Origin of the sequence: Micromonospora sp. NPDC047548 (assembly GCF_040642975.1) — a bacterium.
In the GTDB taxonomy this organism is placed as follows: Bacteria; Actinomycetota; Actinomycetes; order Mycobacteriales; family Micromonosporaceae; genus Micromonospora.
In genome coordinates this window covers 1-13471 of record NZ_JBEYTI010000003.1, presented here as the reverse complement: position 1 = coordinate 13471, position 13471 = coordinate 1, and the positions used below count along the sequence as shown (strand labels likewise).

The following is a 13471-nucleotide window of genomic DNA, read 5'->3' as shown; positions in this document are numbered from 1 at the left end:
AACCGCGGTCGAAGTTTCAACCGAAGGTTCAACGATATGGTCGAATCATGACGAATCGCAGCAAGCTCGAAGACGCCGGCCGCCCACTGACCCGTGACGGCCTGCGGGACTTCCTTGACGGACTGCCGAACCCGCCCCGGCTGCTCGGTCTCGGCGAACCGACCCACGGCGGGCAGGCCTTTCCGCAGCTCCGCAACGAGATCCTCCGATACCTGGTCGAAGACGCGGGGTACCGCTCGATCGCGATCGAGAGCGACTGCCTCGCCGGGCTGCTCGTGGACGACTACGTCCACACCGGCGACGGGGAACTCGACGACGTGCTCACCCGCGGCTTCAGCCACGGCTTCGGGGCGTACGCCGCCAACCGCGACCTGGTCGAGTGGCTGCGCGACTGCGGCGGGGACGTGCGCTTCTACGGGTTCGACGCGCCGATGGAGACGATGTACGCGCCCAGCCCGCGCGGTGCGATGCTCTACGCGTACGACTTCATGGCGGGCCGAGTGGACGCGGACCTGATGCTCGGCGCGCGCGGCGAGATCGAGGAGTTGTGCGGCGACGACGCGCGGTGGGTGGACCCGGCCGCGGCGATGGACCCGGCGCGGAGCGTGGGTTCGGCGCCCGAGGTGACGCGGCTGCGCGTGCTCGCCGACGACCTGCGGGCGGTGCTGGTGGCCGACGCGCCGCGGTTGATCGCCGCGACCTCGGCCGACGCCTGGTGGCGCGCGGACCTGCACCTGCGCGCGGCAGCCGGGCTGCTGCGCTACCACGCCGCGATGGCGCAGGACACGCCCGGGCGGGTAAACCGGCTGATGTGGATGCGGGACGCGATGATGGCGGAGAGCCTGTTGTCCATCGTGGAGCGTGAACGGGACCGGGGTCCGACGCTCGTGTTCGCCGCCAGCGCGCACCTGCAGCGCCAGCTGAGCCGGTGGGAGCAGGCCGGGCCGATCCTGGCGTGGTGGAGCGCCGGCGCGATCGCCGCCACGCGGCTCGGTGACGCCTACGCCTTCATCGCGACCGCGTTGGGAGCCGCGCCGGACAAGGAGATCGGCGTGCCGGCGCCGGACACCGTGGAGGGGCTGCTCGCCGGCCTGCCGCACGAGCGCTACCTCCTGGACGGCCCGCGGCTGGCCGCCGTCGCCGGTCACTCCTCGCCCCGCGCCGGGTTCCCGCCGGCCGCGGGCTACTTCCCGCTCGAACCGGCGCACCTCGCGGAGGCCGAAGGCGTCGCCTTCCTCCGCAAGGTCTGACCGCCGGCGCCAGTCGGTCTCCGCGGTCTGCTTGCGCAGCGCGAACCACAGCACGACCGACGGGTACGCACCGAGCACGGCGAGCCCGGCCCAGCCCGGCGCCGGGTAGTACCCACCTCATCAGCAAGGATTCCAGTTGCCGGCGCCGATCGACGTCCCTCATCCTGGTGCCTCGGTCGTCGCCGGCGGGGCGCGGCGTCGTGAGTGGAGAAGGGGCGGTCGTGATGGTCGGGACGAGGGAACGGATGATGGTGCAGCTCCAGTTGGTCAGCGGCGACCGTCACCTGGTGGCCTGGGTGCGCGACGACCGCCGGGTACGCGTCGGCGCCGAGGTGTCGCTGCGCGACCACGCCGAGCCGGACCGCTTCTGGCGGGTGGTCGCCCGGGGCGAGCCGCGTCCGGCGGGCGAGATCAACCGCGGCTGGCACAACGACATCTGACTTCTGACCCGCCTTCATCCAGCGCCGAGGGCGGGCACCGGCCGCGACGTAACACGGTCGAGTTGCCCCGCCGAGGGAACACCATGGGTGCCAGGGAACGCCACGGGTGCGGGGGTACCCGTGGCGTTCCCCGAGAGTGAGGCCGGCCCCGGCGGTCAGCCGAAGGCGGCGTCCAGGATGTCCAGACCCCGGGCCAGCTCCTCGTCGGAGATGACCAGCGGCGGCAGGAAGCGCAGCACGTTGCCGTACGTGCCGCAGGTCAGGGTGAGCAGACCGGCGGCGTGGCAGGCCGCCGAGATCGCCGCCGCAGCGGCCGGGTCCGGGACGAGGGTGCCCGGCTGCACCAGCTCGACCGCGAGCATCGCGCCCCGGCCGCGTACCTCGGCGACGCGCGGGTCACGCTCGGCGAGGGTGCGCAGTCGCGCGGCCATCGTCGTCCCGATGCGCTGCGCTGCGCCGGTCAGGTCCAGCTTCCGCATGGTCTCGATGCTGGCCAGCGCCGCCGCGCAGGCGATCGGGTTACCGCCGTACGTGCCGCCCAGGCCGCCCACGTGCACCGCGTCCATCAGCTCCGCCCGGCCGGTCACCGCGGCCAGCGGCAGCCCACCGGCGATGCCCTTGGCCAGGGTGATCAGGTCCGGCACGACCTGCTCGTGCTCGCAGGCGAACCACTGCCCCGTCCGGCAGAAGCCGGTCTGGATCTCGTCGGCGACGAAGACCACCCCGGCCGCCGTCGCCCACTCGCGCAGCGCCGGCAGGAACCCCGGCGCGGGTACGACGAAACCGCCCTCGCCCTGGATCGGCTCGATCAGCAGCGCGGCCACGTTCTCCGCGCCGACCTGCTTCTCCACCATCTCGATGGCCCGCGCCGCCGCCTCGGCGCCGGACAGGCCCCCGTCGCGCAGCGGGTACGACATCGGCACCCGGTAGATCTCCCCGGCGAACGGCCCGAACCGGTGCTTGTACGGCATGTTCTTCGCGGTCAACGCCATGGTCAGGTTGGTCCGACCGTGGTACGCGTGGTCGAAGACCACCACCGCCGGCCGCCCGGTCGCGTGCCGGGCGATCTTCACGGCGTTCTCCACCGCCTCGGCGCCGGAGTTGAACAGCGCCGAGCGCTTCTCGTGCTCGCCCGGGGTGATCGCGTTGAGCTGCTCGCAGACCGCCACGTACGACTCGTACGGGGCGACCATGAAGCAGGTGTGGGTGAAGCGCTCGACCTGCGCCTTCACCGCCTCGACCACCCTCGGGGCGGAGTTGCCCACGTTGGCGACGGCGATGCCGGCGGCGAAGTCGATCCACTGCCGGCCCTCGACGTCGGTGATGGTGCCGCCGCCGGCGTGGTCGACGTACGACGAGATGGTGCTGCCGACGCCCCGGGCCACGGCCGCGCCGCGTCGCTTGTGCAGCTCTTCGGATGATGCCAATGGTCAGCCCTCGATGTTGTGCATGACGTGCTTGATCCGGGTGTAGTCCTCCAGGCTGTAGACCGACAGGTCCTTGCCGTGCCCGGAGTGCTTGAAGCCGCCGTGCGGCATCTCGGAGACGAACGGGATGTGGGTGTTCACCCAGACGCAGCCGAAGTCGAGGCGTCGGGTCATCCGCATCGCCCGCCCGTGGTCCTTCGTCCAGACGGAAGCGGACAGGCCGTAGTCGACGCCGTTGGCCCAGCGCACCGCCTCGTCCTCGTCGGAGAAACGCTGCACGGTGATGACCGGCCCGAACACCTCGTCCTGGATGATCTCGTCGGCCTGCCGTACGCCGGAGACGACGGTCGGGGCGTAGAAGTAGCCGCGCTCGCCGAGCTGTGAGCCGCCGGTCTCCACGTTCGCGTGGTCGGGCAGCCGGTCGACGAAGCCGCGTACCCGGGCGAGCTGGTTGGCGTTGTTCAGCGGGCCGTAGAGCACGTCCGCGTCGTCCGGCGCGCCGGTCTTCGTGTTGCGGGCCTGCTCGGCCAGGGCGGCCACGAAGTCGTCGTACACGCCGGGGCCGGCGAGCACCCGGGTGGCGGCGGTGCAGTCCTGACCGGCGTTGAAGTAGCCGCCGACCGCGATCGCCTCGGCCGCCGCGGCGATGTCAGCGTCGTCGAAGAGCACCACCGGGGCCTTGCCGCCCAGCTCCAGGTGGGTGCGCTTGAGGTCCGGCGCGGCGGCGGAGGCGACCTCCATGCCCGCCCGGGTCGAGCCGGTGATCGACACCAGCTGCGGGGTGGGGTGCGAGACGAGGGTACGACCGGTGTCCCGGTCGCCGCAGACCACGTTGAACACGCCCGGCGGGAAGAACTCCGACGCGATCTCGGCCAGCAGCAGCGTCGACACCGGCGTGGTGTCGGACGGCTTGAGCACCACCGTGTTGCCGGCCGCCAGGGCCGGGGCGATCTTCCAGACCGCCATCATCAGCGGGTAGTTCCAGGGCGTCACCTGCGCGCAGACGCCGATCGGCTCGCGCCGCACGTACGAGGTGTGCCCGGCCAGGTATTCGCCGGCGGAGCGGCCTTCCAGGAGGCGCGCGGCGCCGGCGAAGAAGCGGAACTGGTCCACCGCCGGCGGCAGCTCCTCGTCGGCGGTGAGCTGGCGCGGCTTGCCGGTGTTGCGCACCTCGGCGTCGACCAGCTCGGCCGCGCGGGCCTCGACGGCGTCGGCGAGCTTGAGCATCGCCTTCTGCCGTTCGCCGGGGGTGGTGTCCCGCCAGCTCTCGAAGGCGGTGGCGGCGGCCTTCATCGCCGCGTCCACGTCCGCCGTGCCGGACACGGGGGCCTGGGCGAAGACCTCACCGGTGCACGGGTCGATCAGGTCGGCGTACCCGCCGTCCACCGGATCGACGTACTGGCCGTTGACGAAGTTGCGCAGCTGCTGCTGGTCGCTCATGAGGATGTCTCTCCGAGGGGTGGCCGGGAGTCTGGTCGCGGAGGTAATCGCAATCTTGCTGCCATCTTGGCTACCGAATTCGCGGCAGACAAGGCCTGCGGCGACTGTTTCCGTGCGGACGGTCGTCGTCTACGCTGCCGACGTGGAGCCGAGAGCCTTCTTTGTCGCCGGTCGCCCCGTCCACGGCGAGGGCGAGCTGACCGTCACCCACCCGTACGACGGCCGGACGGTGGGGCGTACCACGCTCGCCACGGCCGACCAGGTCGAGGCCGCTGTCGCGGCGGCGGCCGGCGTGGCGGCGGAGGCCGCGGCCCTGCCCGCGCACGTGCGGGCGGCGGCCCTGGACCACGTCTCCCGCCGGCTGGCGGAGCGGGCCGACGAGGTCGCGGCACTGATCACCGCCGAGAACGGCAAGCCGGTCAAGTGGGCGCGGGCCGAGGTGGGGCGCGCGGTGTCGACGTTCCGTTGGGCGGCGGAGGAGGCGCGGCGGTTCTCCGGCGAGTTGCAGCGCCTGGACACCGACCCGGCGGCGACGGGGCGGATCGCCCTGGTGCGGCGGGTGCCTCGTGGCCCCGTGCTGGGCATCGCCCCGTTCAACTTCCCGCTGAACCTGGTGGCGCACAAGGTCGCCCCGGCGATCGCGGTGGGCGCGCCGATCATCGTGAAGCCGGCCCCGGCGACGCCGCTGTCGGCGCTCCTGCTCGGGGAGATCCTGGCCGAGACACAGCTGCCGGCGGGCATGTTCTCGGTGCTGACGCTGCCCAACGAGCGGGCCGCCGAGCTGGTGTCCGACCCGCGGCTGCCGGTGGTGTCGTTCACCGGCTCCGGGCCGGTGGGCGCGGCGATCCGCCGTTCCGCGCCGGAGAAGCACGTGACGCTGGAGCTGGGCGGCAACGCGGCGGCGGTGATCTGCGAGGACTGGGCCGCCGATGAGGACCTGACCTTCGCCGCGCACCGGATCGCCACGTTCTCCAACTACCAGGCCGGGCAGTCGTGCATCGCCGTGCAGCGGGTCTTCGTGCACGAGTGGCTCTACGACGGCTTCCTGCCCCGGCTGGTCGCCTCGGTCGAGGAGTTGCGGACCGGGGACCCTGCCTCCGACTTGACGGACGTGGGGCCGCTGGTTTCTGAGGACGCGGCCCGCCGGGTCGAGGCGTGGGTGGACGAGGCGGTCGCGGCCGGGGCCACCATCGAGGTGGGGGGCCGGCGTGAGGGCGCCACCTACCCGCCGACCGTGCTCACCGGCGTGCCGTCAACCGCGAAGGTCTGCACCGAGGAGGTCTTCGGGCCGGTGCTGGTGGTCGCGAAGGTCGAGAGTGACCAGGCCGCGTTCGCCGCCGTCAACGATTCGGCGTACGGATTGCAGGCTGGGGTCTTCACGCACCGCCTGGACGTGGCCTTCGCTGCCTCGCGGGTGTTGGAGGTCGGCGGGGTGATCGTCGGGGACGTGCCGTCGTACCGGGCCGACCAGATGCCCTACGGCGGGGTGAAGGGCAGTGGGGTCGGGCGTGAGGGGCTGCGCAGCGCGATGGAGGACTACACCGAGCCGCGGGTCATGGTGCTGACCGGCATGCCGCTGTAGCCGGTCGGTGCCGAGGCCGCGGTCACTCGGGCATATCGCCGCCGGTCACCAGGTGCCGTCGTCGCGGACCCGGGCCGGGGCCAGGCCGAGCAGCAGCGTGGTGAGCGCGGCGTCGATGTCGTCGCCGAGGAACCACTCGCCGGCCTGGTCGAGGGCGAAGATCCGGCCCCGCTCGTCCACCGCGAGGATGCTGTCCTGCCGCTCCGAACCGACCGGGAAAAGCCTCGTACGGATGACAGCGCCGAAGTCGGCGAGCGTGTCAGCGGTGTGCGCCGCCCATGTCGGATTGGTGTCGAACTGGCGGATCCACACGTCAGCGCCGGGCCGGCGCCGGAAGGTCACGATCGCCGGGAAGTCCAGGAAGACGCGCTCCGCGGCGGGAAAGGACTCATGGCGATGAGTACGACCCGTCACCTCGCAGGTTTCGGCGATGGCGCCCTGCGCCATTGCCCAGTTGAGCGGGTCCTGGTCCCAGCCCGCGTCCGCCAGAGCCTGGGCGATCTCGGGCGGAAACCGATCGGCGACCGGTACCGGGCGGGTGATCGCCGGCGGCTCGGTGATGGCGCCCAGTTCGCCCCATGGCAGCGCACCGAGGTCCACGAGGGCCTTAGTGCATGATTCGCAGAGATCCCGCACCTCACCGCCATTGGGATCACCGGGCTCCCGTACCTGGAAGATCTGGAGTCGGCTGTTCGCGAGCAGCGCCTTCGCCTCGCCGGTGCTCAGCGGGGCCTGACCGTTGGCGACGCGGCGGTGGTCGTACTCGTGGAGGACGTCGGAGACGACGATCAGCTCCGCGTGCCGGTCGCCACCGCGGACCAGGTGGCCGGGCGGCAGCTCGTCCAGGTACGCCCGGACCAGCGGGTGGTGGTGCAGCTCGACGTCGCCCTTGGCGCCGTTACCGATGTACGTGCGCCCCTCGACGGTCAGGTGGGCGACCGTGGCGGGGGTCGGCAACCGCCGGATCTCGCGGAGCAGTTGGCTCGCGGGGTCGACCGTGCGGGGCGCTGGCGTGCCGGAGGGGCGACTGCGGCGGTACATCTGCTCGACCGCGGTGGCCGGCACGCGTGGCCAGGTCGAGACCTCGCCGGTCTCCTTGTCGACGACCGTGGTCGGGAGGTCGCCCGGCACGGTGCTCACCTCGGGGGCCACCATCGACCTGATGACGTACCCGAGGTCGAACTCGTCCACCCTCGGGCGGCACTCGTAGCCGAGGCGCTGTGAGTCGCGGCGGGCCCACACCGTGGCGAGCTGCTCGGCCTGGTGGCGATCGATCACGGGGTGAAACTACCGGACCCCCACGACTTCGTCGCGCCCGGTATGGTTCGCCTGACCGAACGTGACCGGGGGAGGGTGGCGTTGGCCGAAAGTGTTGAGCGGGACGCCAATCGGGCGCTCCGGGCCCGGTTCGACGAGGTGTACGGGCAGTACCAGCGACTTCGGTCCGGTTTGGACGAGTTGCAGACCAGGCTGGCCGAGTTGCGGGTCACGGAACGCTCCGACGACGGCCAGGTGACCGCCACCGTGGGCGCCCGTGGGGAGCTGATCGCGGTCGAACTCAGTCCCGCTGTCTTCCACGACCGGGACGCGAAGGACTTGAGCCGGAAGATCACGGCGACGGTGCACCGGGCCACCGCTGCCGCCGTCGCCGCCACCCAGGATCTGGTCGCCGGTTACCTGCCGGCGGGGTCGGGCTCGGTGGACTTCCTCCGCAGCGGTGACTTCGGCGCGTTGCTCGGCCGGGCCGATGCGATGCTCCAGGGCGAAGGGGAGCGGCGTGGCTGAGGGGCAGCTCTGGCTCGACCCGGACCGGGCCCGGCGCGGCGGCACCGACCTCCACCTCGCCGGCGAGGCAGTCGGCACCCGGCGTGAGCAGGTCGGGGGTCGTATTGCGGCGGCGAGCGCGCAGCGCCCCTGGGGCCGCGACGACATCGGCGCTGCGTTCGAGAAGAGCTACCGCGGCTACGAGGAGACGCTGCTGCGCGCCTGGGACGGCGTCGGTCGGGCGCTGGCGGGGCTCGGTGCCGATGTCGTGGCCTCCGTCGAGGCCACGGTGGAGACCGACACCGCGAGCGGCCGGCGACTCGACGGGGTGTCCGGCCAGCACGACTACCGCCGCTGACTTGCGGAGGACCGAGCCGTGAGCCTGCTGCCGAGCCCGATCCCGCACCCGCTCGACTACAGCCCCTGGGATCTGCCGGGCTGGGCCTACGAAGCGCTCGACTGGGTGGTCGGGGTGGAGTGGCCCGAGGGGGACGAGCGCGCAGTTTGGGACCTCGCCGACCAGTGGTACGCCGTCGCCGCGGCGCTCGCCGGGCCGCAGGATGACGGGATCGCCGCCGCGACCGAGGTGCGGAGCGGGTACGGCGGCATCGGCCTGGTGGCCGAGGCGTTCGACACCGCCTGGCGGCGGCTGGCCGAGGGCGACGAGGCTCCCCTGCCCGTCCTGCTCGCGGTCAGCGGCGACCTCGGCCGGCTGGTCGAGGAGTGCGGCTGCGACATCGAGGGCGCCAAGCTCGAGGTCTGGATCGAACTGGGCATCCTCGTCGTCGAGCTGCTGGCGATCGCCGTGGCGAGCGTGGTGACCGCTGGCGCCGCCTCACCCGCCGTGGGGGCGGCGACCACCGCCAGCCGGCTGGTGGTCCAGCAGATCTTCAAGCGGCTGCTGGCCCAACTGGCGAAGAAGGAGCTCAAGCGGGGCCTCAAGGAGGCCGGCGAGCGGGCCGCCAAGGAGGTGGCCCAGGGCGGCATGCGTGGGCTGGGCAAGCGCGCCGTCAAGGGCGGGCTGGAGGAGGCGGCGGAGGAGTCCGGGATCAGCCTCGCCACGCAGGCGTACCAGAACTCCACCGGGCGTCGTCAGGGCCTGGACATGGCCGATCTTGGCGCGTCGGCGGTCGGTGGACTCGCTGGCGGCGCGGTGGCGCCGCTGGCGGGGCTCGGCCGGCATGTCCATGGTCGCGGCGCGCGGATCGCCGAACACTTCGGCCGGGAGATGACCGGCGAGACCCTCGCCGAGGGCGCGGCGGGCCTGGCCACCGGCCAGGGCGTCATGTCGGTGGAGGACACGGCGCGGGCGGCCGTCTCAGGTGCCACCGGTTCGGCGACCGGCCAGGTCGACGCGGCGGTGCGTGCCCGCATCGACGGACAGTTGAGTTCGCTTGCCGTGCCGCTCGCGCCCATGGACCTGCCTGTCCCGCCGCCGCCACCGGCGGTGGCGGCGGGCGGCGATCTTCCCGGGCCGCCGGTCGGATCACATGCCGACGCGGGCGGGGCGGCGCCGACGGTGCTGGCTGGGTCTCTCGGGACGGACGCGGGGACAGGCCTTGGCGCCCCGCTCACGGATATCTCCCCGCTCGCACCGCAGCTTGACCGGGAAACCGTGGCGGTCAGCGGCGGTGCGTCCGTTTCGACCGTGGACACGGGCTCGGTGGCAGGTCCGAGCCTGCCGTCTGACGGCCAGTCCATGGTGTCGGCCCAGGCGGAATCCGGGCTAACGTCGAGCAGTCCCACGCTCTCGTCGGTCGCCCCTACCGAGCGCCCGCCGGCGCTGTCGCCCCAGCCGGCTGATGTGCCGACCACTGTCGGTCAATCGACAGCTCAAGCTACGGCGGCTGCCCACCTGACGGCTCCCGCCACCGTGACCACCGCATCCGTGACGGCTTCCACCGCCACGACAACAGCCAACCTGACGGCGTCCGGCGCCGTGGCGGTCGGCAACATGGCGGCCGTCGTCCCTCCAACCAACGGGAGCGCGCCGGTATCGGGTCATCCGCCCATGTCCGCCGCACACGCCACCGCCCGGGCCGTCACCCCGCCGCCGGTGCAGCGGCCATCCCCGGTGACAGGTGCGGAACCGCCGAATCAGCAGGGGGCCGGAACGCCGGAGTGGGGCGGCGACACCACCGCGAGGTCGAACCGCTTCCCGCGGCTGGAGGCACTCGCCCCGGGGCCAGCGACCTCACCCGTTTCCGAGGGGCGACCTTTACCGCCGTCGCCGTCGCCGTCGCCGGCCAACGAGCCGCCCCGCCCGAGGACCCCCGAGTGGTACGCCGCAAAGTGGGCGGCCGAACGGGAAGCCCTCGAGCGACGCCGCTACCAGGGCTACTTCGAGTCGCAGCGAGCCTGGTACGAGGACCGGCGACGTGAGGACTTCACCGCTCGCCTGCGTCGTTCGGCGAGCGGCTACCTTGACCGTGCGCGCTGGCTCAAGAGGCAGGCCCGTGAGTTTGCCCAAGCCGGGCTGACCTTGCGCGCCGAGCACATGTTCAAGGCGAGTGAGGTAGCCGAACGGGACTCGTACGAGTTGAGCGATCATGCCGAGGTGGTCCTCGCCGGACGTGTCGTACCGGACGAGGTCCTCATCGACAACGCGGTCGACTTCCAGCGGATCAACGACGACGTCGCCGACCTGGCCCTCGGCGCGGTCGAGACCAGCGACCGCTCGGCCCTGACCGGCGCCGACGACGATCCGCCTTCGATCGACCGTTCCCGCCGCTACGGCCAGTGGGGTGGGCTGCGCCCGCCGCTGGCGCTGCACCAGACCGACCTCGAACGGCAGATGCCCCGCAACCCCGACGGCAGCGTGGTGCGTACCGCCGATCCCCGGCAGGGCGGGTGGTTCGGGCTCGCCAATGACGGCGGGCCGCAGGCCGATCCCACTCGTGGCATCAACTGTCTCGACTGCACCCTGTCGCTATACGAGACCTGGGTGCACGGCCGGCCGCGGGTCTCCGCGCCGCGTACCTTCGACGGCTACACCGCGGGCGACATCCGGCGCCCGATCCTCGGGGAGGGGGACGGCCCGCAGCGGGTGGAGGAGGTGACCGGCGGGCGTTTCCAGAAGCTCGTGCCGCGTCTGGAACAGGGCACGCGGAACCCGACCTTGCTACCCGACGCGGTCGACCGTGGCTTCAACAACCTGCATATCCAGCTGAAGATCGGCGGCCACGGCAGCTACGCCTTCCTGATCACCGAGTGGGAGAACGGGGGCTCACACGCCTGGGTGGCCCTCAATCAGAACGGCACCATCCTCTACCTCGACCCGCAGAGCGGCGCTGTCCACGACCAGCCCCTCTACCGCCACCAGGGCGTCGCCGATCCGGACAACGTCGTCAGCATCGATGCCCTGGTGCTCGGCGGGGACGGCCGGCCGATGCCGTTGGGTGGGCTGGCTCGGGGACAGTTCAGCGTCCTCCCCGACCTGCCCGACTACCCGTCGACTCCGGACGAGGAGGCCGGGCACGGCGACCCGTACCTCAACCGCCTCCACCTGCTCGACGGTCCGGGCGCCGCTTCCTCGGGCAGCGGACCAGCGACGGACGGCGGGACGACTGCCGGACCCGACCTGCCGCGCGAGGCGAACGCGCCGCTCGACGAGCAGGAAGAACTGCGGCGAGCACGTCAACTGGCGTACAGGGAGCGTCAGGCGGCCGGCCTGGCAGCTCGTGAGGTTGTCGCAGCGAACGCCGACCTTGACGCGGTGTTCGGAGCGGGTGTCACCCCTGCGGAGTTGGCCGCCCAGCTTGATGGTCCGACACTCCGGCGGTTCGCCCCGCACCTCGATGACGCGGCGGCCCGGGACGTGGCGCGCTTACTCGCCGATCCGCGAGTCGATCGCATGCTCGACGAGACGTGGCGGACGCCGCCGTACGGCGAGCCGATGCTCGCCGAGACGCTGGTCAGACAGCTGACGCAGCGACCCGACCTGGTACGGATGATCCTGGCCACGCCGGAGCTCGCGAATTCGCTGACGGCGCGTCCGCTGACGCTGCACCACCTCGCTACTCATCAGCAGGCAATCGACGTCCTGGGATCAGTCCTCGACGACATTGCCGCGCGAAGCGCCGAGGTGATCGCCGCCGAGACCGCTTCGGCGGAAGCCACGCCGTTGACGGACGAGCAGCGCCGCATCAGCAATTCCTTCACCGGCAACGACGACTTGGCTGTCCAGCCAGGGTTCGATCTCAGTCGGAGGTCTGACCCCTCGTACCGTAAGCAATACCTCGATTGGTTGTATCAAGAGGCAGTGGTCGCGCAGGACGAGGTGGCAGCTCTTGCCGAACGCCTTGCAAGTCGCGCGGGTGGAAGCGCGACAGCAGAGCCGCGTCCAGGTCCAAAGGACAGGCAGCGCGCTGAGGACAAGGTCAGCAAGTATCGGTTCGATGTCTCCCTGCTGACGGATCTGGCGGCTGCCAAGGTCGTATTCACCCGACTCGACGACGTCTACCAGGCTTTGGGTGAGCTGCAGTTAGAACCCGGGGTGAGGATCGTGGAGTTCGAAGACCGGTTCATCAGCCCGCAAGCCAGCGGATACCGCGACGTGCAGATGATGCTACGCACGGCAAACGGGCACGTGGCCGAGTTCCGATTGCATCTTGCTGCACTGGACGAGGTTGCGACGTGGGAACACGCACTTTACGAGGTAAGGCGAGACTTGAAGGCGGTAGCTGATCAAGACAGGCGTAGCATGTCTTCGATGGAGCACGCGCTTCGCAAGGGCATCATTCGGCAAGAGCGTCAGTACTTCTGGGTGGCGCTGCGGGAGACTGTGGACCGGGGGCAAGGGATTGAGTGATATGCCGGGGCTGACCCTGCCCGCATACTTCAGCTATTACAAATCGCCGGTCAAGATCGTGCCCACGCCTGAGGGGGGACTGGCGGCATGGCGACTGTCGATCGACACGGGTGGCTGGGAGCTGGAGGTTGACATAGTTGACGAGATTCTGTTCGCCCGCGGTGGCGAGATCAGTACCCTGACCGTCGACCAATTCGTGCAACGGACGGAGAGTCAGCGCGCTCGGTATCTGGGCGGCACAGGGCCCATCTTCGCTCTCTATGAGACGGTGCAGGCGATCGAGGAGGCCGCCGGAGCCGAAGGGCGGCGCCTGGCGGCGCATGAGATTGCTCTGATCAGCGGGATCAGGCGCAAGACTTTCAGGATGTTCGAGGAACAACTCCGAGCGGCCGGCGATGAGGGAGCGGACCCGAGCCTTGCCGGGTGACCCCCGGCAGTGGCCGCCTCGGAGACCCTGCTCCCGAATCTTGCAGCACGAGCACGGCGTAGCGGTAGTCCTTGATGGCCTGCTCGACGTCCGCTCGTCGGGCCCGCTGGCCCGCCACCCCCGGGTTCATGGACGGGCGACCCTACCAACGGCAGTCATCGGCTCCCTGCCCTGAGTGAACCAGAGGGCATCTCATCCAGGTCTGGTCTGATACACGCTGGTTGGTGCCCTGCTGTTCGCCCGCGGCGCCGCCCGTGCCGCAATCGCTTCCCATCCAGCCCGTGATCGTTGGCGGCTCAGCTGTAGTCGCCCCGGCGTGTCGACTAGCTCA

The 13471-nt window shown here is 71.2% G+C and carries 10 protein-coding genes; 7 read left to right on the top strand and 3 right to left on the bottom strand.

The features are described from left to right. The first annotated feature begins 47 nt into the window (after positions 1-47). Positions 48-1250 (top strand): erythromycin esterase family protein, encoded by a 1203-nt coding sequence (locus ABZ807_RS03515; RefSeq protein ID WP_357152289.1) that lies wholly within the window; start codon positions 48-50, stop codon positions 1248-1250. A gap of 221 nt (positions 1251-1471) precedes the next feature. Continuing rightward, entirely contained in the window at positions 1472-1690 is a 219-nt protein-coding gene (locus tag ABZ807_RS03510) for a hypothetical protein (RefSeq protein WP_357152286.1), read from the top strand. A gap of 155 nt (positions 1691-1845) precedes the next feature. On the opposite strand, the gene gabT is transcribed toward ABZ807_RS03510, so the two are convergent. After that, on the bottom strand, positions 1846-3117 hold the full coding sequence (gene gabT, locus ABZ807_RS03505) for a 4-aminobutyrate--2-oxoglutarate transaminase (protein ID WP_357152283.1): 1272 nt from the start codon (positions 3115-3117) through the stop codon (positions 1846-1848). Between the two features lie 3 nt (positions 3118-3120). Next, complete coding sequence (locus ABZ807_RS03500) at positions 3121-4557, bottom strand: gamma-aminobutyraldehyde dehydrogenase (RefSeq protein ID WP_357152280.1); 1437 nt, start codon at positions 4555-4557, stop codon at positions 3121-3123. 142 nt (positions 4558-4699) lie between these two features. On the opposite strand from ABZ807_RS03500, the gene ABZ807_RS03495 reads away from it, so the two are divergent. After that, positions 4700-6139 (top strand): aldehyde dehydrogenase family protein, encoded by a 1440-nt coding sequence (locus ABZ807_RS03495; protein WP_357152277.1) that lies wholly within the window; start codon positions 4700-4702, stop codon positions 6137-6139. Between the two features lie 45 nt (positions 6140-6184). On the opposite strand, the gene ABZ807_RS03490 is transcribed toward ABZ807_RS03495, so the two are convergent. Then, entirely contained in the window at positions 6185-7417 is a 1233-nt protein-coding gene (locus tag ABZ807_RS03490; protein ID WP_357152274.1) for an SUKH-3 domain-containing protein, read from the bottom strand. A gap of 81 nt (positions 7418-7498) precedes the next feature. Here ABZ807_RS03490 and ABZ807_RS03485 point away from each other — a divergent pair, with 81 nt between their 5' ends. From ABZ807_RS03485 to ABZ807_RS03470, 4 genes are read left to right on the top strand one after another with little or no spacing between them, the layout of a single operon-like run. Continuing rightward, on the top strand, positions 7499-7924 hold the full coding sequence (locus tag ABZ807_RS03485) for a YbaB/EbfC family nucleoid-associated protein (protein ID WP_357152271.1): 426 nt from the start codon (positions 7499-7501) through the stop codon (positions 7922-7924). Continuing rightward, positions 7917-8261, top strand: coding sequence for a hypothetical protein (locus ABZ807_RS03480; protein WP_357152269.1), 345 nt, complete (start codon positions 7917-7919; stop codon positions 8259-8261). The genes ABZ807_RS03485 and ABZ807_RS03480 overlap by 8 nt, the downstream gene beginning before the upstream one ends. Positions 8262-8279: 18 nt before the next feature. After that, positions 8280-12713 (top strand): toxin glutamine deamidase domain-containing protein, encoded by a 4434-nt coding sequence (locus tag ABZ807_RS03475; RefSeq protein WP_357152267.1) that lies wholly within the window; start codon positions 8280-8282, stop codon positions 12711-12713. A gap of 1 nt (position 12714) precedes the next feature. Then, complete coding sequence (locus tag ABZ807_RS03470) at positions 12715-13140, top strand: hypothetical protein (protein ID WP_357152264.1); 426 nt, start codon at positions 12715-12717, stop codon at positions 13138-13140. The last annotated feature ends 331 nt before the right edge of the window (positions 13141-13471 follow it).